General features: G+C 49.7%; 19 protein-coding genes. All 19 read right to left on the bottom strand.

What is annotated here, in order from left to right; all coding sequences use genetic code 11:
• Position 1: 1 nt before the first annotated feature.
• The 19 genes from bglB to atpH all read right to left on the bottom strand — a co-directional run bounded on the left by bglB (position 2) and on the right by atpH (position 23,221).
• Positions 2–1,396 (bottom strand): 6-phospho-beta-glucosidase BglB, encoded by a 1,395-nt coding sequence (bglB, locus tag ACJHXA_RS08925; RefSeq protein ID WP_000643236.1) that lies wholly within the window; start codon positions 1,394–1,396, stop codon positions 2–4.
• A gap of 18 nt (positions 1,397–1,414) precedes the next feature.
• Positions 1,415–3,292: a PTS beta-glucoside transporter subunit IIABC gene (bglF, locus tag ACJHXA_RS08920; protein ID WP_000137294.1), complete on the bottom strand. Its 1,878-nt coding sequence runs from the start codon at positions 3,290–3,292 to the stop codon at positions 1,415–1,417.
• Positions 3,293–3,424: 132 nt separating this feature from the next.
• Complete coding sequence (gene bglG, locus ACJHXA_RS08915) at positions 3,425–4,261, bottom strand: transcriptional antiterminator BglG (protein WP_001298954.1); 837 nt, start codon at positions 4,259–4,261, stop codon at positions 3,425–3,427.
• Positions 4,262–4,546: 285 nt separating this feature from the next.
• Positions 4,547–5,272: a phosphate signaling complex protein PhoU gene (phoU, locus tag ACJHXA_RS08910; protein ID WP_000377786.1), complete on the bottom strand. Its 726-nt coding sequence runs from the start codon at positions 5,270–5,272 to the stop codon at positions 4,547–4,549.
• Between the two features lie 14 nt (positions 5,273–5,286).
• Positions 5,287–6,060: a phosphate ABC transporter ATP-binding protein PstB gene (gene pstB / locus ACJHXA_RS08905; RefSeq protein WP_000063125.1), complete on the bottom strand. Its 774-nt coding sequence runs from the start codon at positions 6,058–6,060 to the stop codon at positions 5,287–5,289.
• A 90-nt stretch (positions 6,061–6,150) separates the two neighbouring features.
• Positions 6,151–7,041, bottom strand: a complete 891-nt coding sequence (gene pstA / locus ACJHXA_RS08900; protein WP_001251991.1) for a phosphate ABC transporter permease PstA — start codon at positions 7,039–7,041, stop codon at positions 6,151–6,153.
• Positions 7,041–8,000 (bottom strand): phosphate ABC transporter permease PstC, encoded by a 960-nt coding sequence (pstC, locus tag ACJHXA_RS08895; RefSeq protein WP_000741620.1) that lies wholly within the window; start codon positions 7,998–8,000, stop codon positions 7,041–7,043. Before pstC ends, pstA begins: the two co-directional genes overlap by 1 nt.
• Before the next feature lie 86 nt (positions 8,001–8,086).
• Positions 8,087–9,127, bottom strand: coding sequence for a phosphate ABC transporter substrate-binding protein PstS (gene pstS / locus ACJHXA_RS08890; protein WP_000867146.1), 1,041 nt, complete (start codon positions 9,125–9,127; stop codon positions 8,087–8,089).
• Positions 9,128–9,374: 247 nt separating this feature from the next.
• A complete protein-coding gene (lpfD-O113, locus tag ACJHXA_RS08885) occupies positions 9,375–10,448 on the bottom strand; it encodes a long polar fimbrial minor subunit LpfD-O113 (protein WP_001046030.1) in 1,074 nt (357 codons plus the stop codon).
• 10 nt (positions 10,449–10,458) lie between these two features.
• Positions 10,459–12,981 (bottom strand): long polar fimbrial usher protein LpfC-O113, encoded by a 2,523-nt coding sequence (lpfC-O113, locus tag ACJHXA_RS08880; protein ID WP_000989215.1) that lies wholly within the window; start codon positions 12,979–12,981, stop codon positions 10,459–10,461.
• Positions 12,982–13,005: 24 nt separating this feature from the next.
• Positions 13,006–13,737, bottom strand: coding sequence for a long polar fimbrial chaperone LpfB-O113 (gene lpfB-O113 / locus ACJHXA_RS08875; protein WP_000088112.1), 732 nt, complete (start codon positions 13,735–13,737; stop codon positions 13,006–13,008).
• A 47-nt stretch (positions 13,738–13,784) separates the two neighbouring features.
• Positions 13,785–14,357: a long polar fimbria major subunit LpfA-O113 gene (gene lpfA-O113 / locus ACJHXA_RS08870; protein WP_000827806.1), complete on the bottom strand. Its 573-nt coding sequence runs from the start codon at positions 14,355–14,357 to the stop codon at positions 13,785–13,787.
• 301 nt (positions 14,358–14,658) lie between these two features.
• A complete protein-coding gene (gene glmS, locus ACJHXA_RS08865) occupies positions 14,659–16,488 on the bottom strand; it encodes a glutamine--fructose-6-phosphate transaminase (isomerizing) (RefSeq protein WP_000334099.1) in 1,830 nt (609 codons plus the stop codon).
• Between the two features lie 161 nt (positions 16,489–16,649).
• On the bottom strand, positions 16,650–18,020 hold the full coding sequence (gene glmU / locus ACJHXA_RS08860; protein WP_000933736.1) for a bifunctional UDP-N-acetylglucosamine diphosphorylase/glucosamine-1-phosphate N-acetyltransferase GlmU: 1,371 nt from the start codon (positions 18,018–18,020) through the stop codon (positions 16,650–16,652).
• A 350-nt stretch (positions 18,021–18,370) separates the two neighbouring features.
• A complete protein-coding gene (locus ACJHXA_RS08855; protein WP_001251965.1) occupies positions 18,371–18,790 on the bottom strand; it encodes a F0F1 ATP synthase subunit epsilon in 420 nt (139 codons plus the stop codon).
• Between the two features lie 20 nt (positions 18,791–18,810).
• A complete protein-coding gene (gene atpD / locus ACJHXA_RS08850) occupies positions 18,811–20,193 on the bottom strand; it encodes a F0F1 ATP synthase subunit beta (protein WP_000190506.1) in 1,383 nt (460 codons plus the stop codon).
• Positions 20,194–20,219: 26 nt separating this feature from the next.
• Positions 20,220–21,083, bottom strand: a complete 864-nt coding sequence (atpG, locus tag ACJHXA_RS08845; RefSeq protein WP_000896498.1) for a F0F1 ATP synthase subunit gamma — start codon at positions 21,081–21,083, stop codon at positions 20,220–20,222.
• A 50-nt stretch (positions 21,084–21,133) separates the two neighbouring features.
• Positions 21,134–22,675 carry a F0F1 ATP synthase subunit alpha gene (atpA, locus tag ACJHXA_RS08840; protein ID WP_001176745.1) on the bottom strand — a complete coding sequence of 514 codons (1,542 nt, stop codon included), beginning with the start codon at positions 22,673–22,675 and terminating at the stop codon, positions 21,134–21,136.
• A 12-nt stretch (positions 22,676–22,687) separates the two neighbouring features.
• On the bottom strand, positions 22,688–23,221 hold the full coding sequence (gene atpH, locus ACJHXA_RS08835) for a F0F1 ATP synthase subunit delta (protein ID WP_001288587.1): 534 nt from the start codon (positions 23,219–23,221) through the stop codon (positions 22,688–22,690).
• Positions 23,222–23,234: the final 13 nt, after the last annotated feature.

Raw genomic sequence — 23,234 nt, 5'->3', positions numbered from 1 at the left:
GTTATTTTTTTAATGACAGCCCCCGCGTTTTGATCACTTCTGCATACCATCCGAAGCTTTTCTTACGCGTTCTTGTGAGGCTTCCTTCGCCATTATCATCACGATCCACATAAATAAAGCCGTAGCGCTTAGACATTTGTGAATGAGATGCACTGACTAAATCAATTGGCCCCCAACTGGTGTACCCCATAATATCCACACCATCGGCAATCGCTTCATTTACCTGTACCAGGTGATCGTTTAAATAGGCAATTCGATAATCGTCCTGTATCGAACCATCCGCTTCAACGCTGTCTTTTGCGCCTAATCCGTTCTCGACAATAAATAACGGTTTTTGATAACGATCCCAAAGCGTATTTAACAGAACCCGTAATCCAACCGAATCAATTTGCCACCCCCACTCTGAACTTTTCAGATGCGGATTGGGGATCATATTCAGTATGTTGCCCTGCGCATTTTTATTAATGCTTTCGTCGTGGGAAACACAACCAGTCATGTAATAACTAAAAGAGATGAAATCGACGGTATGTTTTAAATCTTCTGCGTCACTTTCAGTCATCTCAATGGTGATATTGTGGTCGCGGAAGAAACGCTGCATATAGCCGGGATACTGGCCACGCGCCTGAACATCACCAAAGAACATCCAGCGCCGGTTCTCTTCCATGGCCTGCAACATATCCTGTGGCTGGCAGGTGAGGGGGTAAACCAGCCCACCGAGAAGCATATTGCCGATTTTCGCTTCGGGGAGCAGGCTATGACAGGCTTTAACTGCCCGCGCACTGGCAACCAGTTGATGGTGGATAGCCTGATAAACTTCCGCCTCGCCACTCTCTTCTGCCAGCCCCACGCCCGTGAATGGCTCGTGTAACGACATGTTGATTTCATTAAACGTCAGCCATAACGCCACTTTATGTTGGTAGCGAGTAAAGACCGTGCGGGCGTAATGCTCGAAGTGATCGATGACCGCTCGATTAGCCCAACCGCCGTAGTTTTTCACCAGCCCATATGGCATTTCGTAATGGGATAACGTTACCAGCGGCTTGATCCCCGCCTGCGCCATTTCATCAAACAGCCGATCGTAAAACGCTAACCCCGCTTCATTCGGTTCGACTTCGTCGCCCTGAGGGAAAATTCGCGCCCAGGCAATGGAAATACGCAGACAGGTGAAGCCCATCTCGGCAAATAACGCGATATCTTCCGGGTAACGGTGATAAAAATCGATGGCGACATCTTTGATATTCTCTTTCCCCAGGATGCGCGGTTCCATTTTTCCCATTACGCCATGAGGCTGTAAATCTGAGGTCGAGATCCCTTTGCCATCTTCCTGCCAGGCACCTTCCACCTGATTGGCAGCTGTTGCGCCACCCCAAAGAAATGTTTCTGGAAATGCTTTCATAATTAACTTCTTTTATCGTTAGCGAATGATGGATAACAGCGGTTCACCTGCGCTTATCTGCGCCGTGCCGTGGGGTAATACGTCCGTAAAATCATCGCTATTACTGATTAATACCGGCGTCGTCAGATCAAATCCGGCCTCGCGAATAGCAGGGATATCAAAAGAAATCAGCCGATCGCCTGTATTGACCTTGTCACCCACGTTGACGTGAGCGGAAAAGAATTTGCCGTCCAGTTTTACGGTGTCGATACCGACATGAATCAGGAGCTCCACACCATCATCTGACTCAATGCCAATGGCGTGTAATGTGGCGAACAACGAAGCAATTCGACCCGCAACCGGAGAACGCACTTCACCAACCGAGGGCAGAATGGCGATACCTTTACCCAACAGGCCACTGGCAAACGTGGTATCAGCGACGTGAATGAGCGGCACAATCTCTCCCGTCATCGGTGAACAGATACCGCCCTGCTCAGGTGGTGTAATAACCTCTGGTGTTTTCTCTTGCGGGGCACCCTGCGCTGGCTGACGTTTAGCGGTGATGAAATGAAGCATCACCGTACCGACAAATGCGCAACCGATGGCAATGACACCGCCAATAACGCTGGCCCAGACGGTGAAATCAATTCCCGTTGACGGGATGGTTTGCATGAAGGTGAAAATACTTGGCAAACCAAAGGAGTACACTTTCGTTTGCGCGTAGCCAATGATGGTGGCCCCCAAAGCCCCACTGATACAGGCGATAACAAAGGGGTACTTACGCGGCAGATTAACGCCATATACCGCTGGTTCGGTGATACCAAACAGGCCCGTCAACGCCGCTGATCCCGCCACCACTTTTTTCTGCGCATCGCGTTCGCAGAGGAAGACGCCGAGCGCCGCCCCGACCTGCGCCATAATGGCGGGCATTAACAGCGGGATCATGGTGTCGTAGCCCAGCACGGTGAAGTTATTGATACACAGCGGCACCAGGCCCCAGTGCAGTCCGAACATGACGAAGATTTGCCAGAAGCCGCCCATTACCGCGCCTGCAAATGCAGGAACCGCCTGATAAAGCCAGAGATAACCGGCGGCAATCAGTTCGCTTATCCAGGTTGATAGCGGCCCCACCAGCAGAAAGGTGACGGGTGTGATAACCATCAGACATAGCAATGGTGTGAAGAAATTTTTGATTGCCGACGGTAACCACGCATTAAGTCGGCGTTCCAGAATGCTGCACAACCAGGCAGAAAAAATAATGGGAATAACCGATGACGAGTAATTCAACAATGTGACCGGAATACCCAGGAAATCCAGCCCCAGCTCATCCGCTTTTTGCCCGTTCTCGAAAGCAGTCAGAATTAATGGATGCACTAACGCTCCACCAATCACCATGGCAGTAAATGGATTACCGCCGAAGCGTTTCGCCGCGGTGTATCCCAGGATTATCGGGAAGAACCAAAACAAGGCATCACTGGCGCTGAATAAAATTAAATAAGTACCACTTTGTTCGGTCGTCCACTGAAAAGTGAGCGCCAGAGCCAGCATACCTTTCAGGATCCCGGTTGCCGCCATCAAACCGATCAGAGGCGTAAAAATACCTGAAATAACATAAACAAAGCGGTTTAGCAGATTACCTTTATCATCATTTTCCGGTGCCTGTTGCGCTTTTTCGTCAAGGCCTGCCACACTGTTAACCGCCAGGAAGACATCGGCCACATGGTTACCTATGACCACCTGAAACTGGCCACCGCTTTCCACCACCATAATAATACCGGGGGTCTTTTTCAGTACCTCTGCTTGCGCTTTGCTTTCATCCTTTAACTTAAAACGTAATCGCGTTGCGCAATGCATCAGACTCACAATGTTATCTGCGCCCCCGACTCCTGCGACTATTTTTCTGGCTAACTCCGTCATAACTTGCCCTCTACCGCTTTGCGGCAAAACTCAAAAAAAAAACCTGAAAAAAACGGCCTGACGTGAATCAAGCAATTTTTTCAGGTTTTGCCCGCTTAGTGCGGTAACAATCCTTTACTCAGTAATAATATTTCAGTGTTCTTTGCGCACGCGCTCTATATTTATGGCTAAAAACATAATCTCTGCGGGTGAGATTTTACGTTGATACTGCAAACCAATAAAAATGGCGATCCGCTCCGCACATTGCCATGCTTGCGGGTAATTTTGTTTTACTGCTTGTTGTAATGACTCATCACTATCGTTAATTGAAGCATGTCCAAGAATACGCCAGGATAAAAACTTCAGATGCGTAACCAGTCGCTGATAACTCAAGCTTTCTTCCTGGTAATTAAGGCTGAACTGAAATTTTATTAATTGCAGCATTTCGCGCATTAATTGCGTGACACCTGCAACATCCTCCATATTTCCGCTCATTTGGGCACTGACCAGATGCATGGCAATAAAGCCCACTTCATCTTTCGGTAACTGCACGCCCAACCGTTTATCAATAATGGTTAACGCTTCTTCCCCTAGCTGGAACTCTTTCGGGTAAAGCCGCTGGATATCCCACAGCAGCGGGTTGGGCAGTAACACGTTTTGCTGAAAGCGTTTAATCGCAAACTGGCAATGGTCAGTTAGCGAGATATAAATACTGTCCTGTAATTTTCCCAAGCGCTCCTGCGCTAAAGAGATAATACGATCACAGGTTGCCATCACCTCAAGAGGAATATGACTTAAGAGTTCGCTTAATCGCCCGTTCAGTTCATGACTGCTCAAGGCATACTCTTTTTCTATTCCACTTGAGTTAATTCTTTCGCCAGCGCGTTTTTGAAAGCCAATTCCGCGCCCCATGACGACTTTTTCCCGCTGTTGATCATCAATAACCACCACAACATTATTGTTGAGAATTTTGGTGATTTGCATGTTCATAGCAAGGACCTTTTTTATAAACAAAAAAACCCGACTTCACCAGTATTCTCTGGTTATGTCAGGTTTTGCCTGCGAATGCAGTAACAATCCAGTCATTTATTAATGGTTTTTATAACGAACATCCAGGTTCGGAAATTAATTTAATTGCGTGCAGAGAAAATAGCAATGCGCTATTGATAAAAATATGACCATGCTCGCAGTTATTAACTTTGTGTAATTTTAGGAATTTATAAAGTTATATATAACAAATCCCAATAATTAAGTTATTGGGATTTGTCTGGTGAATTATTTGTCGCTATCTTTCCCCGCCAGCAGTTTATCCAGCTCATCGCCACCGACGTGACGGAAATCCTGCCCCTTCACGTAGTAGAAGATAAACTCACAAATATTCTGGCAGCGGTCGCCAATACGTTCGATAGAACGCGCGCAGAACAGCGCAGTAAGTACGCTCGGAATGGTACGCGAATCTTCCATCATGTAGGTCATCAGTTGACGAACAATACCTTCGTATTCCTGATCGACTTTTTTATCTTCACGATAAATACGTACCGCTTCGTCAATGTCCATCCGCGCGAACGCGTCCAGCACGTCGTGCAGCATCTGGATGGTATGACGGCCCAGCGACTCCAGACTTACCAGCAACGGCTGATGCTGCTGGGAGAATTTCTCCAGCGCAGTACGGCAGATTTTGTCCGCCACGTCGCCAATACGCTCCAGCTCGGCAATGGTTTTACTGATCACCATAACCAGTCGCAGGTCGCTCGCCGTCGGCTGACGTTTGGCGATAATGCGCACGCAGGCTTCATCGATCGCCACTTCCATCATGTTGACGTTCTTGTCGCCTTCGATCACGCGCTTCGCCAGATCGCTGTCCTGGTTATGCATCGCGGTGATTGCATCAGAAAGCTGCTGCTCCACCATGCCGCCCATGGTCATCACCTGCGTGCGGATACTTTCCAGTTCGGCGTTGAACTGGCCGGAAATATGTTTATTAAGATTGAGACTGTCCATAACGCACTCCTGAATCAACCGTAACGACCGGTGATGTAGTCTTCTGTTTGTTTCTTCGCTGGCTTGGTGAACAGATCGTCCGTGTTGCTGAACTCAATCAATTCGCCCAGGTACATAAACGCCGTGTGGTCGGAACAACGCGCAGCCTGCTGCATGTTGTGAGTGACGATCACCACGGTGTAATCCTGCTTCAGTTCGGTGATCAGCTCTTCAATACGCCCGGTAGAGATAGGGTCGAGCGCCGAACACGGTTCGTCGAGCAGCAGCACTTCCGGGCGAATGGCGATACCACGCGCAATACACAGACGCTGTTGCTGACCACCAGAGAGAGAGTAACCGCTCTGGTGCAATTTATCTTTGGTTTCGTTCCACAATGCGGCTTTGGTCAATGCCCACTGCACGCGCTCGTCCATGTCGGCACGGGAGAGCTTCTCAAACAGACGAACGCCAAAAGCGATGTTGTCGTAGATGGACATCGGAAACGGCGTCGGTTTCTGGAACACCATGCCCACTTTCGCACGCAGCAGGGCGATATCCTGAGAGTTGGTCAGGATGTTGTCGCCATCAAGCAGAATTTCACCTTCCGCACGCTGCTCCGGGTACAGTTCAAACATTTTGTTGAAGGTACGCAGCAGCGTCGATTTACCGCAGCCGGACGGCCCGATAAACGCCGTAACCTGGTTTTTAGCGATATCCAGGTTGATGTTTTTCAGGGCATGGAATTTGCCGTAGTAGAAGTTCAAATTACGAACCTGAATTTTACTCGGGGCAGTTTCAACCATACTCATTGCAATCTTTTCCTCATCGTGCCTGATGCACTTCGCTAATCAGGCTTACCGTAGGCCGGATAAGGCGTTCACGCCGCATCCGGCAAAGTGTTAACCGTGTTTATTCTTCGCAAAAACAACGCGCGCCAGAATGTTCAGCAGCAGTACGCACAGGGTAATAATCAATACCCCGGCCCAGGCCAGTTGTTGCCATTCCGCAAACGGGCTCATCGCAAACTTAAAGATCGTCACCGGCAGGTTGGCGATCGGCTGCATCATGTCCGTGCTCCAGAACTGGTTGGAGAGCGCGGTAAACAGCAGCGGCGCGGTTTCACCAGCAATACGGGCAATCGCCAGCAGGATACCGGTCATGATCCCGGACACCGACGCTTTCAGCGTAATCGCGGAGATCATCTTCCACTTCGGTGTACCCAGCGCATAAGCCGCTTCACGCAGGCTGTCCGGCACCAGTTTCAGCATGTTCTCGGTGGTGCGGATAACAATCGGCACCTGCAACAGCGCCAGGGCAATCACGCCCGCCCAGCCGGAGAAGTGCTCCATCTGCGCCACCACGATGGTGTAAACAAACAGACCAACCACAATCGACGGCGCGGAGAGCAGAATGTCGTTAATGAAGCGAATCACTTCTGCCAGCCAGGATTTACGACCATATTCCGCCAGATAAATCCCCGCCATAATGCCCAGCGGCGTACCGAATACCGTGGCCCACAAAATTAACAGCCCGCTACCCGCCAGGGCGTTCGCCAGACCACCACCTTCCGTATTGGGCGGCGGCGTCATTTCAGTGAACAGCGCCAGCGACATACCGTCGATACCGCGAGTGATGGTGGACATTAAAATCCAGATCAGCCAGAACAGGCCGAAGGCCATCGTCGCCATCGAGAGCGTCAGCGCAATACGGTTTTTGAGGCGGCGACGCGCCTGCATTTTGCGGCGAGATTCAGCCAGCGCCGCAGTGGTTTGCATTTCAACCATAGCCATTAGCGTGCCCCCTCATTCTTAGCCAGGCGCATAATCATAAACTTCGATGCGGCGAGGACGATGAAGGTAATCACAAACAGGATCAGGCCCAGTTCCATCAGTGCGGCAACGTGCAGACCGGATTCCGCTTCCGCAAATTCGTTCGCCAGCGCAGAGGTGATACTGTTGCCCGGCATATACAGCGAGGCGCTGTCGAGCTGGTAGGTGTTACCGATGATAAAGGTCACCGCCATGGTTTCACCGAGCGCGCGGCCCAGCCCCAGCATGATGCCGCCGATAACACCATTTTTGGTGAACGGAAGAACGATACGCCAGATAACTTCCCAGGTGGTGCAGCCAATACCGTAGGCCGACTCTTTCATCATCACCGGGGTTTGTTCGAACACATCACGCATTACCGCCGCAATGTACGGAATAATCATGATGGCGAGGATCACGCCTGCCGCGAGGATACCGATACCAAATGCGGGGCCAGAGAACAGCGCGCCAACAATCGGGATATTCGACATGATATTGCCGACCGGCTCCTGGAAGTAAACGGCGAATAGCGGCGCAAAGATAAACAGGCCCCACATGCCGTAAACGATACTTGGAATGGCTGCCAGCAGCTCAATGGCGATACCCAGCGGGCGTTTCAGCCAGCCAGGCGCAAGCTCAGTCAGGAACAGGGCGATACCGAAACTCACCGGGACGGCGATCAGCAGCGCGATAAACGAAGTCACCAGCGTACCGTAGATCGGCACCAGCGCCCCGTAGATATCGTTCGGTGCATCCCACTCTTTGGTCCAGAGGAAAGCCAGACCAAATTTCTGAATGCTCGGCCAGGAGGAGATGATCAGAGAGACAATAATGCCACCCAACATCAATAGCACAATCAGCGCCGCCAGTTTTACCAGCACGCTGAAAATTATGTCGCCCTTTTTACCCGGTGGGTTAAAAGCAGGCTTGGTTGCAGCCATAAGTTACTCTTCAGTTAAACGCGTTTACAAAGTCATTTTGTAATGCCGGATGCGGCGTAAAACACCGTACCCGGCCTGGAGTTTTATTAGTACAGCGGCTTACCGCTACTGTCTTTAATATTGGTCTTCCACGCAGCGCGAACCTGTTCAACTACACTATCCGGCAGGCTGGCGTAATCCAGGTCGTTCGCCTGTTTAGCCCCGGTTTTGTACGCCCAGTCGAAGAATTTCAGCACTTCTGTGCCTTGTTCTGGTTTCTTCTGATCTTTGTGGATCAGAATGAACGTGGTAGAGGTAATAGGCCATGCATCTTCGCCTTTCTGGTTGGTCAGATCCTGAGCGAAGGTTTTGCTCCAGTCTGCACCTTTTGCTGCATTAGCGAAGTTTTCTTCGGTCGGACTAACCGGTTTACCATCAGCGGAGATCAGTTTGGTGTACGCCAGGTTGTTCTGCTTCGCGTAAGCATATTCAACATAACCAATTGCACCCGGCAGACGCTGAACGAACGCGGCGATACCGTCGTTACCTTTACCGCCCAGACCGATCGGCCATTTTACGGTAGAGCCAGTACCAACGTTGTTTTTCCACTCTTCGTTCACTTTCGCCAGGTAGCTGGTGAAGACGAAGGAAGTCCCGGAGCCATCTGCGCGGCGTACTACAGCAATGTTTTGTGAAGGCAGTTTCAGACCCGGATTCAGTTTGGCGATGGCTTCATCATCCCACTTCTTGATTTTGCCCAGGTAGATGTCGCCGAGGGTTTTACCATCCAGCACCAGTTCGCCAGACTTCAGCCCTGGAATGTTAACCGCCAGCACCACGCCGCCAATCACGGTCGGGAACTGGAACAGACCTTCCTGAGCCAGTTTTTCGTCAGACAGCGGCGCGTCAGAGGCACCAAAATCAACGGTATTAGCGATAATCTGTTTTACGCCACCGGAAGAACCGATACCCTGGTAGTTAACTTTATTACCGGTTTCTTTCTGGTAAGTGTCAGCCCATTTGGCATACACCGGCGCAGGGAAGGTTGCACCTGCACCTGTCAGGCTTGCTTCTGCAAACACAGAGAAAGCGCTCATCGATAAGGTCGCGGCGACAACAGTTGCGACGGTGGTACGCATAACTTTCATAATGTCTCCTGGGAGGATTCATAAAGCATTGTTTGTTGGCTACGAGAAGCAAAATAGGACAAACAGGTGACAGTTATATGTAAGGAATATGACATTTTTATGACAGAAAGGAATTACCAAATAACTTACTGATTTTAAATGTGAAGATGAAAATCCCACATGTCATCTTTTTGTCATGATGCATTTAAAAGTGATAAAGAAATGGGTGAGATGACAACGATGTGATGAACAATCGTTGTCAGACCTATTAGCGCACAATCTCAACAGTTATCGTCGCTGTTGCAGTAAATTGCCCCGGGGCTGGGCGAGCTCCAGTAAGGCTCGCAGGAGCAGCTGAAAAAGTTACACTACCTGATTTTTCACCATACACTGTTGATTTACCCATGTCTGTTGGCAACTCACCACCGTTCACTTTGATTTCCTTATTATTTTTGTCGTAAATTTTTATCCCCACGTTAGAGTTTGAAGTTACGACCATTGAATTGTCCGTATTGGGTTCGGTAGCATAAAAAGACGTACTGATATCATCGGTATTCAGTATCCCCAGGTTTTCACACTCAATAGTGACCGTTTTAGTAATTTTATGTGTTGTTACCGCACTTCCAACAACAGATGAAAAATCTGCAGCTGGTATTTCTTTAAAATCAAAATAAACTGGCTGTAAATTATTTATTTCGCAACTTTGCGGAGCTGTAATATCGCCCCGAATATAAACATCAGCCATCGGCTGTGAGTAATCCACCGGGGTGTCACGGCTAATTGTTCCATACAATGTCACTATCTTTGTTTCAGGAATAATCAATTTTCCTGCAAATGTCTTCTTGATATAAAAATATACTATCGCTTTAGCCCCACTAGATATACTTAAAGGTTCAATGCGGTTGCAATTGTACTTTGTATTACCAGACGGGTTGTTAGCATGATATTCAAAAGGTGCATTCACATACCCAACCCCAAGAATATCTATAGCAATCCCAACATCAAGGTTCGGATTAAGATCATAATAATTAATATTAGAGTGAACCCCAGCATAAGTTAATGCCTGGTTTATTTTTGACGTATAATAGATATAGGGGAATTCTCCTACGTTACCAGTATCACAATGACAGCGTCCAGGATATGAGGATCCATTAGTTACAGTGGTGTTAAATGTCGTTCCAACCTTATTTTCGTTCGCGGTAATAAGATATCCCGAGAAATCAAGCGTACTGTGAAATACGCCATTATCAGGGGTACAGATACCTTTAGGAGCTGCAAGTGCTACACTACTTAACGAGAGCATAAACACAGCAAAGCACCACTGTTTGATATACTTGTTCATAAAAATCCTTTTAATGACATGTCACACCCTGTTCAATTAATCCGCTCTCACTTTCTGGTGTCGAAAGTGAATAATTGAAGATGCATTTTGTTGAGGCGTTTTCTCCCCAGGATAACGTAACCTGTCCTTTTTCTGGTAGACCAGAAAGATAAAGTTCGCCACGGTCACCGACAATTCCTGAATCTGCCAAACTTGCATCTTGTATCGCAGCAATGGCTCCAAAAGGTACCGGTTTACCATTTGCATTTAACACTCTGAAGAGAACGCGATAACCCACATGAGTCACAAACTCCGCTTTAACCACTGCACCACGCGTGGGAACCATCGTAACGACGGTATTATCAAGTTCTATATTCGACTTCGAGAAATAGTTATCGCTGATTGCTACCCGATTTTCATCATAAGGGTTTAGCTGTGTCTTGACCGTATAGCCGCGCCAGTCCGTCGCAGCACCGCGCATATTATCTATTTCTAACCCGGCGGCCCCAGGTGCTTTAACAAGAGCAATAGTTTCACCTAACTCCTGACTTAACGTTACCCCTTCGCTGTGTGCCAGAATTCCCCCTCTGATACCATAATTCAGCCTCTGGGAATTTTGGCTGTAGTTATAGCTGCCGTTCACCGTGCCATAAGAGCCATCATAGGTCAGGGACATATTACCGCCAACCTCATCATCATGACTGTTATAGGACTGCATTAAATTCCATGAAAGGTTATTTCTTTCCAGCGCCGTACCGCTGAGTCCGAGTTGATGTGAGCTACCGGAATTATCGTTTTGCGAAACAGAATAGGTGGCGTAACTATTACCCCACCAGCCCGATAAAGGAACAGATAAAGAGAGCATGTAGATCTGCTCACTGGTGTTATCACTGGCATGGTTGTTCCCCGTCCCCTGTCTGGCAGTATTGGAATAACTCCAGGAGACGTTCCACGAGAGACGCTTCCAGCTACTGCTGTAGCCAAATTGCATTAATCGTTCGACATCATCGGTATGCCAGTATTGTTGCCGGCTTAATGTCAGGTATAAATTGCCATAATCTCTCCCCAACGACTGCGTTAGCGTTCCCTCCACGCGACTACGTCGGTTACCTGTTTCCCAAAAGTCTTCAGGGCTGTTGCGCCGCGATGCCCACTCATTGAGGGTATAGTAGCCCTCGGTGGAGTAACGATAGCCAACCAGGCGCAAGCTAGTGTCTGTGTCGTCAAATCGTTTTGAATAGAGAAAGCGATATGACTGACCCGTTTCTGTATCATCATGGCTAAAATTCGCACGAGCATGTGTCACATCGAAAGAAATTGCGCCCAAAGCGCCAAGATCTTTACCGACACCCAGAGCTGCAGAACCATAATTTTCAGCAGCCTGCATACCTCCATATAAAGTGATCCCGTGGGAAAAACCATGAAGTATTTGCGCCTGAAGGACGTCCGGTGTAAATCCGTCTTCATCGCGCAATTCACCCACGCTGACATCAACATCTGTCTGACCTTCACGTTTAAGAATCGCCAATGAAGCATAAGGTTGGGTGAATCGTTGTTCGCTACCGTCTTCTTCTTTGATGGTTACGTCCAAATCGCCACCTGTACTGGCGGTGTTGAGATCGGTGATCTCAAAAGCACCTTGTGGAACGGCAGACTGATAAATCACGTAGCCATTCTGCCGAATGATGACGGTGGCGTTGGACTTTGCAATCCCACGAACCACAGGAGCAAAGCCATTCTGGCTGGCGGGTAGCATATCGTTATCAGTATACAAACGCGCGCCGCGAATTTGCGTACTGTCGAAAATATCGCTCGCCGTCCACGTATCACCAATCATAATCTGGCTTCTTAACGCGGCAATATCGCGCTGTATCCAGGTACTAATGGAGTTGTATTCCGCACGGCCATCGCTGGTGTTTAAAGTACTGTAATTACGTAGCCGCCACGGTCCAATATTCAGTCCATTGCGCAGATTGAGATAACTGGTATCTGTCTCTTGTGAACCATAATCTGAACGTAGTGTATGTGAACCAGAAAAATCGTAGTTGATGGTGAGCGCGTTAATCCCCTCATCCCAACGCGTGGGGCTGATGTAATCATAAGCCATCGCGTCCATGTAGATTTGGGGAATGGATATATTCAGCTGTAATTTATCACTGTCAAACTGCCAGGATGAGCCTTCAATACGTGGAGCAGGATCGAGGCAAACCGTCTCATCCACATCATTGAACGATTTGAGCGCATCAACTTTTATGCCAAAGGAGGACAGTGTTTTTTTAATGGCAATAAAGCAAGCGTGCAGATCAGCATCTGGATTATCCTGAACAAATGTCACATCCTGACGTTCAAACATTTTACCGTTGATAAAAATATCAACGCTATAAACACCTGGGGGCATCAGGTTTGCCCGATTAAACTGGCGAATATCGACTCCGGATTGATGGTCGATTTCCAGAAGCGCCGGATTGAATACACTGACCTCGGCCATCAGGTTTTGCGAGAAAATCAGACACGTCCCTGCCGTGAGGCCAACCACTATTCTGGTCGTCATCATAATACGCCTATCCTTATCCCTTGCTTACAGCGTCATTTTTATCGGGTCACTGACTGCGCCGTAATCATTAATAAATCGCCAGGTCATTTGGCCTCCCGCAGAATTAGCAGGTAAAGGTAACGTGAGCGTTTCAAAAGGACGGATCATATTGAGGGGCACATCATGGCCATCAACGATGACATCCATCACACTGATATGAATTGGGTTGGGATTCTCTGCTATCAGATTTCGCCCTTCCCGGCGCCATTTCACTTTCGGCGCAGCATCTTCGGGAATAAGGCGGATATTTGCTGGTCGCCAGAACAGCTTGATACGCGTTTTTACTGCTATTTCCAGCGAGTTCGTCGCTTTGTTGCTCGCTGATGGCGGAATATTTTTAATATTCAGCCAGAAGACTGACTCGCGATCATCAGGCAATGACACACCTTTGGTGTGAATAATGCGTAATATTTTTTCTTGCGCAGGTTCTAATCGTGATACTGGCGGAATAACGGTAAACGGCGCTTTGCTTTTATCCTCTTTATTAAATGGATCTACCCAAGCCTGGATGAGATAAGGTATTTTTTCTTCTTTGCTAAATACAGAAATAGATTTATCAGCATTATTACTTAAGTAAACCACCCGCGTACCACCAATGACAACGCCTGCATAAGTTAATGCTGGTTGGCCTAAAAAAACGCTGAGTATAATCGCGGTAAATAACTTACATGAAACTGTTGTTTTAAAGAGCCTGATTAAACAACTTTTTCTGGACATAACGACTCCCTGGCCAAAGCCAACTGAATAAAAAGGCCCTTGATAAATTATTTCTTATATTCGACAGTAAATTGTGAATCAGCGTTCGCTGTACCAGCCGTTACGGTCGCATTGGTTGCCACATAGCGTGCAATAAACTTCATTTCAGCCTTGCCTTCAGCATCGATAGCGGTATAAGCAGAGTCGTTATAAAGTTTAACCTGCGAATTATCGGACTGGTTAAAAATACGAATACCAACGCCGGTTGCCGCAATCGCTTGTCCTGTACCGGTAAAATCACCAGGGTTGCCTGCTGTAAGCGGCGTACCCACTTTCAGGTCGCCGTCGCCGCCAGGCGCTTCTGTACCATCAAAACGAACGGCTGCTTGAGTGTACGTTGCCGGGCAATTTTCGAGCTTAATACTGAACTTCTGTGGCGACGCCAGACTACCTACACCTGAAAATGCATTTTTACTGACTTTACCCAGTGGGACAATTTGATCGGCTGTATCGGAGGTAACTTCACAAGTAGTGTCGACAATTTCACCGACGAAGTGAACAACACCATCTTCTGCCAGTGCATGCCCGGCCAGCATTAGAGATGCCAGAGTGAATGCACCGCCTATAATATTACGCTTCATAAAAACTCCATTGATATAATATATCCTTTACCATGAATCATCACTTATATTAATAAGTGTATTTTTGATTCAAAGGAATAGTACACCAAAGAGACAGCTTTATCTAAAAATAATATTAATTACGCAAAAATAAAATATAAATTTATTGTTTAAATATTATTTAAACAGTAAAAAATCAAGTTTGTTATCAGACATTAATGATAATTCAGAATATATTTATATAGAAAGATAGATGAATTTATTGATGTCAGTTATAAAAAAGGGCCACCGGTCGGCAGCCCTTTTTTATCTATGATAGTGATTACTCAACCGTAACCGATTTTGCCAGGTTACGCGGCTGGTCAACGTCGGTGCCTTTGATCAGCGCGACATGGTAAGCCAGCAGCTGCAGCGGAACGGTGTAGAAGATCGGTGCAATCACCTCTTCCACATGCGGCATCTCGATGATGTGCATGTTATCGCTACTTACAAAACCCGCATCCTGATCGGCGAAGACATACAACTGACCGCCACGCGCGCGAACTTCTTCAATGTTGGATTTCAGTTTTTCCAACAGTTCGTTGTTCGGTGCAACGACGATAACCGGCATATCCGCGTCAATCAGCGCCAGCGGGCCGTGTTTCAGCTCGCCTGCAGCGTAGGCTTCAGCGTGAATGTAAGAGATCTCTTTCAGCTTCAATGCGCCTTCCAGCGCGATTGGGTACTGATCGCCACGGCCCAGGAACAGCGCGTGATGTTTGTCAGAGAAATCTTCTGCCAGAGCTTCAATGCGTTTGTCCTGAGACAGCATCTGCTCAATACGGCTCGGCAGCGCCTGCAGACCATGCACAATGTCATGCTCAATGGAGGCATCCAGACCTTTCAGTCGAGACAGTTTTGCCACCAGCATTAGCAGCACGGTGAGCTGGGTGGTAAATGCTTTGGTGGAGGCCACACCAATTTCCGTACCGGCGTTGGTCATCAGCGCCAGATCGGATTCGCGCACCAGAGAAGAACCCGGAACGTTACAGATTGCCAGCGAACCAAGGTAACCCAGCTCTTTCGACAGACGCAGGCCCGCCAGGGTATCCGCGGTTTCGCCAGACTGTGACAAGGTGATCATCAGGCTGTTACGACGCACGGCAGATTTGCGATAGCGGAATTCAGAGGCGATTTCGACGTCGCACGGAATACCTGCCAGCGATTCAAACCAGTAGCGGGAAACCATACCGGAGTTATAAGAAGTACCACAGGCGAGGATCTGAATATGCTCAACCTTCGACAGCAGTTCGTCGGCGTTCGGTCCCAGCTCGCTTAAATCAACCTGACCGTGGCTGATGCGCCCGGTAAGGGTGTTTTTGATCGCGTTTGGCTGTTCGTAGATCTCTTTCTGCATGTAGTGACGGTAAATACCTTTATCGCCCGCGTCATATTGCAGATTGGATTCAATATCCTGACGTTTTACTTCCGCGCCAGTTTTATCGAAGATGTTTACCGAACGGCGAGTAATTTCCGCAATATCGCCCTCTTCAAGGAAGATAAAGCGACGGGTCACCGGCAACAGCGCCAGCTGGTCAGAAGCGATAAAGTTTTCGCCCATACCCAGGCCAATCACCAGCGGACTACCAGAACGTGCCGCCAGCAGGGTATCCGGGTGACGGGAGTCCATAATCACTGTACCGTACGCACCACGCAGCTGCGGGATAGCACGCAGAACAGCCTCACGCAGAGTCCCGCCTTGTTTCAGCTCCCAGTTCACCAGATGGGCAATCACTTCGGTGTCAGTTTCAGAAACGAAGGTATAGCCACGCGCTTTTAACTCTTCACGCAGCGGTTCATGGTTTTCGATGATGCCGTTATGCACCACCACAATGTGTTCAGAAACATGCGGATGCGCATTCACTTCTGAAGGTTCACCGTGGGTCGCCCAGCGAGTATGAGCAATACCGGTGCCGCCATGCAGAGGATGTTCTTCCGCTGCCTGAGCCAGCATCTGGACTTTACCGAGGCGACGCAGGCGGGTCATATGACCTTCTGCATCAACAACGGCCAGACCGGCAGAGTCATATCCGCGGTATTCCAGACGACGTAAACCTTCAAGAAGGATTTCTGCTACATCACGTTGCGCGATCGCGCCAACAATTCCACACATAGTTTTTGATTCCGATTTATATCGTTGTCGGTCAACCTGTATGCCCGTTTTTTCGGGCGCCCCGAGCCTTGTAGAGAGTGGGGTTATTTTTATAGTTACTGCTTGTGGGAGGGAGATTATGTTATCTCCTCATCCCAGATGACCGGATTACCCGGCCTGAATCACTTTTTCTTTACCGGACGACGCCAGCCTTCTTTCTGAGTCTGCGGCACACGGCTGATAGCTAATGCATTTTCGCCGACATTACGCGTCACAGTTGTACCCGCAGCAATGGTCGCGCCTTTGCCTACTGTTACCGGGGCCACCAGCTGAGTGTCGGAACCGACAAACACATCGTCGCCGATAATGGTCTTAAATTTATTCGCACCATCGTAGTTGCAGGTAATGGTTCCCGCGCCGATGTTAACGTTATCGCCAATTTCCGCATCGCCCAGGTAAGTCAGATGCCCGGCTTTCGAGCCTTTACCCAGACGCGCTTTTTTCATCTCAACGAAGTTACCGACGTGTGCACCTTCCAGCAACTCAGCACCGGGACGCAGACGGGCAAACGGGCCAATAGTACAGGCCGCTGCCAGATTCGCGTCTTCCACAACGGTATACGGACTGATTTCGCAATCATCGCCAATCACGCTGTTTTTAATCACGCAACCGGTGCCGATTTTCACGCGATGACCGAGAGTCACGTTGCCCTCGATGATAACGTTAGTATCAATTTCAACATCGCGCCCGTGAGTAAGCGTACCGCGCAGATCAAAACGCGCCGGATCGCGCAGCATAACGCCTGCTAACAGCAGTTTTTCAGCCTGTTCGGACTGGTAAACGCGCTCCAGACGAGAGAGTTGCAGGCGGTTATTCACGCCTTCAACTTCGCTTAAACGTTGCGGATGAACGGCGACGATTTCACGTCCTTCCTGATACGCCAGCGCAATAATGTCGGTGATGTAGTATTCACCCTGAGCGTTATTGTTGGTCAGCTTCGCCAGCCAGCGTTTCATATCTGCGCCGTTAGCGATCAGAATGCCGGTGTTGATCTCCTGAATCTGACGCTGCTCGTCGGTGGCATCTTTGTGCTCAACAATGCCGGTAACTTTGCCGTTTTCACGGGTGATACGTCCATAACCGGTCGGATCATCCAGTTTCACCGTCAGCAGACCAATGCCACCCTGCGGTTTAGCATCACGCAGACGCTGGAGTGTTTCCACAGAGATCAGCGGGACGTCGCCGTAGAGCATTAAAATGTCTTCATCATCGGCAAAGAAAGGTGCGGCCTGCTGCATTGCATGACCCGTACCCAGCTGCTCTGCCTGAAGCACCCAGTTCAGGTTGTCGTCTTTCAGCGCCTGTTTTAGCAGATCGCCGCCGTGACCGTACACCAGGTGAACGTGCGCTGCGCCTAATTCATTCGCAGCATCAATGACATGCTGAACCATCGCTTTCCCGGCAAGGGTATGCAGCACTTTCGGAAGATCGGAATACATGCGCGTGCCTTTGCCTGCGGCAAGGATCACTACGCTCATAGCATTATTCAACATACGCGTCCTGACTGTAATTTGAGAACGAATTTAAACCGCTTCACCTTGAAAAAACTACATTTTTTTCATCGTGAAATGGACAGAGGATAAATTGTTCAATAACGGATTATCCCCGCTGACGAAAGTGCCATTTTCGACCATCGTCACGCCTTTTGTCTGCAGAAAATTAAGGCAGTACCTTCATTTAAGCGTCAGGTGGATGTTTTTGCTCTTATTTCGATCAATGAATAAACGGGAAAACAGGGGTGTTTTATATCAGCAGGATCTATGTGAACGCTCTTCAGGACGGATCACGCGTAAAAAAAAGCCAGCCTGTTTCCAGACTGGCTTTTGTGCTTTTCAAGCCGGTGTTACATCGCTTTTTTGGTCAACTCGATAACGCGCAGCTGCGCGATCGCTTTGGCCAGTTCCGCAGACGCCTGAGCGTAATCTACGTCGCCGTGAGAGCTGCTAATGTGCTCTTCAGCCTTACGTTTCGCTTCCATGGCTCGCGCTTCGTCGAGATCCTGGCCGCGAATTGCGGTGTCGGCCAGAACGGTCACGTTGCCAGGCTGCACTTCAAGAATGCCGCCAGACAGATAGATAAACTCTTCGTGACCGTGCTGTTTCACGATGCGAATCATACCAGGCTTAATGGCGGTGAGCAGCGGTGCGTGGCCAGGGTAGATCCCCAGTTCACCTTCGCTACCCGTTACCTGGATTTTCTCGACCAGACCAGAGAACATTTGTTGCTCTGCGCTGACGACGTCCAGGTGGTAAGTCATTGCCATATCACCCTCCGATTAAGGCGTTAAAGTTTTTTGGCTTTTTCCACAGCTTCTTCGATGGAACCGACCATGTAGAACGCCTGCTCCGGCAGGTGATCGTATTCGCCTTCCATGATGCCTTTAAAGCCACGGATGGTGTCTTTCAGGGAGACGTATTTACCCGGAGAACCGGTGAATACTTCTGCCACGAAGAACGGCTGGGACAGGAAGCGCTGGATCTTACGAGCACGCGCTACCACCAGTTTGTCTTCTTCAGACAGTTCATCCATACCCAGGATGGCGATGATGTCTTTCAGTTCCTGATAACGTTGCAGGATGGACTGAACGCCACGCGCGGTGTCGTAGTGTTCCTGACCAACCACCAGCGGGTCCAGCTGACGGCTGGTGGAGTCCAGCGGGTCAACGGCCGGGTAGATACCCAGAGACGCGATCTGACGGCTCAGTACCACGGTTGCGTCAAGGTGCGCAAAGGTGGTTGCCGGAGACGGGTCAGTCAAGTCATCCGCAGGTACGTATACTGCCTGTACGGAGGTGATAGAACCAGTTTTGGTGGAGGTGATACGTTCCTGCAGAACGCCCATCTCTTCCGCCAGGGTCGGCTGATAACCTACCGCTGAAGGCATACGGCCCAGCAGTGCGGATACTTCCGTACCTGCCAGGGTGTAACGATAGATGTTGTCAACGAACAGCAGAACGTCACGACCTTCGTCACGGAATTTCTCAGCCATGGTCAGACCGGTCAGAGCAACGCGCAGACGGTTTCCCGGCGGCTCGTTCATCTGGCCATACACCAGGGATACTTTGTCGATAACGTTGGAGTCGGTCATTTCGTGGTAGAAGTCGTTACCCTCACGAGTACGTTCACCTACGCCCGCAAACACAGAGTAACCGGAGTGCTCGATCGCGATGTTACGAATGAGCTCCATCATGTTTACGGTTTTACCTACACCCGCACCACCGAACAGACCAACTTTACCGCCCTTAGCGAACGGACACATCAGGTCGATAACTTTGATACCGGTTTCCAGCAGTTCCTGAGAGTTTGACAGCTCTTCGTAGGAAGGTGCTGCGCGGTGAATCGCCCAACGCTCTTCTTCACCGATCTCGCCTTTCATGTCGACCGGTTCACCCAGTACGTTCATGATACGGCCCAGAGTCGCTTTACCTACCGGGACTTCGATCGGGTGTTCGAGGTCTTTTACATCCAGACCGCGACGCAGACCGTCGGAGGAACCCATTGCGATGGTACGCACGATACCGCCGCCGAGCTGCTGCTGAACTTCCAGCACCAGACGCTCATTACCATTTTGCACCTCAAGAGCATCGTACACGCGCGGTACGGCATCCTGAGGGAATTCGACGTCAACTACGGCGCCGATTACCTGGACAATCTTTCCAGTAGCCATCTTAAATCCTCTACGAAATAACCTGTTTAAACCGCGGCGGCCCCCGAGACGATCTCGGTGAGTTCCTGAGTAATGCTGGCCTGACGAGCTTTGTTGTATACCAACTGCAGCTCTTTAATCAGGCTGCCGCCATTGTCGGTCGCGGCTTTCATCGCCACCATACGGGCGGCCTGCTCGCTGGCCAGGTTTTCAACCACGCCCTGATAAACCTGAGATTCGACATAACGACGCAGCAGGGTATCCAGCAACGCCTTCGGATCGGGTTCGTACAGGTAATCCCAGGATTTATGTTTCAGATCATCATCATCTGATGCCGGTAACGGCAGCAGCTGGCTGATGGTCGGAACCTGAGACATGGTGTTAATAAATTTGTTGCTGACAATGTAAAGCTTGTCCAGACGGCCTTCGTCGTAGGCCTGCAACATCACTTTTACCGGACCGATCAGTTCGGACAGGGAAGGGTTATCCCCCATGCCGGTGACCTGGGCAACAACATTGCCGCCCACGGAGTTGAAGAACGACACGCCTTTCGAGCCGATCATTGCGAGGTCGCATTGAACGCCTTTGTCGGTCCAGGTCTTCATTTCCGCCAGCAGTTTTTTGAACAGGTTAATGTTCAAACCACCGCACAAACCACGGTCGGTCGACACCACCAGGTAGCCCACGCGTTTAACGTCGCGGTCTTCCAGGTAAGGGTGCTTATATTCCAGATTACCGTGTGCAAGGTGACCAATCACTTTGCGCATGGTTTCTGCATAAGGACGGCTGGCCGCCATGCGATCCTGCGATTTACGCATTTTGGAAGCGGCGACCATCTCCATCGCTTTAGTGATCTTTTGCGTGTTCTGGACGCTTGCGATCTTACTACGTATCTCTTTTGCGCCGGCCATGAGCTTCTCCTCAATGCCTTGCGGCCTGCCCTAAGGCAAGCCGCCAGACGTTACCAGGATTGGGTTGCTTTGAAGGAATCGAGGATGCCTTTCAGCTTGCCTTCGATTTCGTCGTTGTAGCCACCGGTCTGGTTGATCTCTTGCATCAACGGAGCGTGATCACGGTCGACGTAAGCCAGCAGAGCGGCTTCGAAGCTGCCAATTTTCGACAGTTCAACATCCGCCAGGTAACCACGTTCTGCTGCGAACAGAACCAGAGACTGCTGCGCAACGGACATCGGCGCATACTGTTTCTGTTTCAGCAGTTCGGTCACTTTCTGACCGTGGTCAAGCTGCTTACGTGTTGCATCGTCAAGGTCGGATGCAAACTGAGAGAACGCTGCCAGTTCACGATACTGTGCCAGAGCGGTACGGATACCACCGGACAGTTTTTTCATGATCTTGGTCTGTGCTGCACCACCAACACGGGATACGGAAATACCCGGGTTAACCGCAGGACGAATACCGGCGTTGAACAGGTTGGTTTCCAGGAAGATCTGACCATCGGTAATGGAGATTACGTTGGTCGGAACGAACGCAGAAACGTCACCCGCCTGAGTTTCGATAATAGGCAGTGCGGTCAGAGAACCGGTTTTCCCTTTCACTTCACCTTTGGTGAAGGCTTCAACGTATTCGGCGTTAACACGTGCAGCACGCTCCAGCAGACGAGAGTGGAGGTAGAAAACGTCGCCCGGGAATGCTTCACGTCCTGGCGGACGACGGAGCAGCAGGGAGATCTGACGGTAAGCAACAGCCTGTTTAGACAGGTCATCGTAAATGATCAGCGCATCTTCACCGCGGTCACGGAAGTATTCGCCCATTGCGCAACCGGCATACGGTGCCAGGTATTGCAGTGCAGCGGATTCAGACGCGGTTGCTACCACAACGATGGTGTTAGCCAGTGCGCCGTGCTCTTCCAGTTTACGTACCACGTTAGAAATGGTGGACGCTTTCTGGCCGATAGCGACATAGATACATTTGATACCGGAATCGCGCTGGTTGATGATGGCATCGATAGCCAGTGCGGTTTTACCTGTCTGACGGTCACCGATGATCAATTCACGCTGACCACGACCGATTGGGATCATGGAGTCAACGGCTTTATAACCGGTCTGTACCGGCTGATCTACGGACTGACGTTCGATAACGCCCGGAGCGATTGCTTCTACAGCAGAGAAGCCGTCGTGATCCAGCGGACCTTTACCGTCGATTGGTGCACCCAGAGTGTTAACCACACGGCCCAGCAGGCCACGGCCAACCGGAACTTCCAGGATACGGCCAGTACACTTAACTTTCATGCCTTCGGCAAGGTCAGCGTACGGACCCATAACAACCGCACCTACAGAGTCGCGCTCGAGGTTCAGTGCGATAGCGTAACGGTTACCCGGCAGGGAGATCATTTCACCCTGCATACAATCGGCCAGGCCGTGAATGCGGATAACACCGTCACTTACAGAAACAATAGTACCTTCGTTGTGAGCTTCACTCACAACATTGAACTGAGCAATGCGCTGCTTGATCAGTTCGCTGATTTCGGTGGAATTCAGTTGCATGCTCCAGTCCCCTTAAGACTGCAAGACGTCTGCAAGGCGCTCAAGACGACCGCGTACGCTGCCATCAATGACCATATCACCCGCTCGGATGATAACGCCTGCCATTACAGACTTATCGATTTTGCAATTCAGCTTAACTTTGCGTGACAGACGTTTTTCCATCGCAGCAGAAATTTTCGCGAGCTGTTGTTCACTCAGTGCGGCAGCGGAAATGACGTCTACCTCAGCGGTAGCCTCACTCACGGCACGAAGGTGAATAAACTGCTCCAGAACATCCGGGAGCGCGTTAAGACGACCATTTTCAGCCATTACCCGAATCAGGTTCTGACCGTTTTCGTCCAGTTGCTCACCACAAACTGCGATAAACGACTCGGCGAGCGTTTCTGGCGCAAGCGCGCCAGAGAGAAGCTCTGCCATTTGTTCGTTTTTGGTTACCTCGGCGGCAAACGCCAGCATGTCCTGCCAGCGTTCTACACTTTGGTGTTCGACGGCAAAGTCAAAAGCTGCTTTGGCGTAGGGGCGAGCTACCGTAATAAATTCAGACATCAGCCCCTCCCTC

Source organism: Escherichia sp. WS33, from assembly GCF_046486385.1.
Classification (GTDB): Bacteria; Pseudomonadota; Gammaproteobacteria; order Enterobacterales; family Enterobacteriaceae; genus ECMA0423.
Note: the sequence above shows the minus strand (reverse complement) of the source record. Positions and strands in the feature narration are given on the sequence as shown.

What these genes read in the sequence shown, in the direction of transcription:
- bglB (WP_000643236.1), bottom strand. Translation starts at nt 1,396, where the DNA reads ATGAAAGCATTTCCAGAAACATTTCTTTGGGGTGGCGCAACAGCTGCC.
- bglF (WP_000137294.1), bottom strand. Translation starts at nt 3,292, where the DNA reads ATGACGGAGTTAGCCAGAAAAATAGTCGCAGGAGTCGGGGGCGCAGAT.
- bglG (WP_001298954.1), bottom strand. Translation starts at nt 4,261, where the DNA reads ATGAACATGCAAATCACCAAAATTCTCAACAATAATGTTGTGGTGGTT.
- phoU (WP_000377786.1), bottom strand. Translation starts at nt 5,272, where the DNA reads ATGGACAGTCTCAATCTTAATAAACATATTTCCGGCCAGTTCAACGCC.
- pstB (WP_000063125.1), bottom strand. Translation starts at nt 6,060, where the DNA reads ATGAGTATGGTTGAAACTGCCCCGAGTAAAATTCAGGTTCGTAATTTG.
- pstA (WP_001251991.1), bottom strand. Translation starts at nt 7,041, where the DNA reads ATGGCTATGGTTGAAATGCAAACCACTGCGGCGCTGGCTGAATCTCGC.
- pstC (WP_000741620.1), bottom strand. Translation starts at nt 8,000, where the DNA reads ATGGCTGCAACCAAGCCTGCTTTTAACCCACCGGGTAAAAAGGGCGAC.
- pstS (WP_000867146.1), bottom strand. Translation starts at nt 9,127, where the DNA reads ATGAAAGTTATGCGTACCACCGTCGCAACTGTTGTCGCCGCGACCTTA.
- lpfD-O113 (WP_001046030.1), bottom strand. Translation starts at nt 10,448, where the DNA reads ATGAACAAGTATATCAAACAGTGGTGCTTTGCTGTGTTTATGCTCTCG.
- lpfC-O113 (WP_000989215.1), bottom strand. Translation starts at nt 12,981, where the DNA reads ATGATGACGACCAGAATAGTGGTTGGCCTCACGGCAGGGACGTGTCTG.
- lpfB-O113 (WP_000088112.1), bottom strand. Translation starts at nt 13,737, where the DNA reads ATGTCCAGAAAAAGTTGTTTAATCAGGCTCTTTAAAACAACAGTTTCA.
- lpfA-O113 (WP_000827806.1), bottom strand. Translation starts at nt 14,357, where the DNA reads ATGAAGCGTAATATTATAGGCGGTGCATTCACTCTGGCATCTCTAATG.
- glmS (WP_000334099.1), bottom strand. Translation starts at nt 16,488, where the DNA reads ATGTGTGGAATTGTTGGCGCGATCGCGCAACGTGATGTAGCAGAAATC.
- glmU (WP_000933736.1), bottom strand. Translation starts at nt 18,020, where the DNA reads ATGTTGAATAATGCTATGAGCGTAGTGATCCTTGCCGCAGGCAAAGGC.
- ACJHXA_RS08855 (WP_001251965.1), bottom strand. Translation starts at nt 18,790, where the DNA reads ATGGCAATGACTTACCACCTGGACGTCGTCAGCGCAGAGCAACAAATG.
- atpD (WP_000190506.1), bottom strand. Translation starts at nt 20,193, where the DNA reads ATGGCTACTGGAAAGATTGTCCAGGTAATCGGCGCCGTAGTTGACGTC.
- atpG (WP_000896498.1), bottom strand. Translation starts at nt 21,083, where the DNA reads ATGGCCGGCGCAAAAGAGATACGTAGTAAGATCGCAAGCGTCCAGAAC.
- atpA (WP_001176745.1), bottom strand. Translation starts at nt 22,675, where the DNA reads ATGCAACTGAATTCCACCGAAATCAGCGAACTGATCAAGCAGCGCATT.
- atpH (WP_001288587.1), bottom strand. Translation starts at nt 23,221, where the DNA reads ATGTCTGAATTTATTACGGTAGCTCGCCCCTACGCCAAAGCAGCTTTT.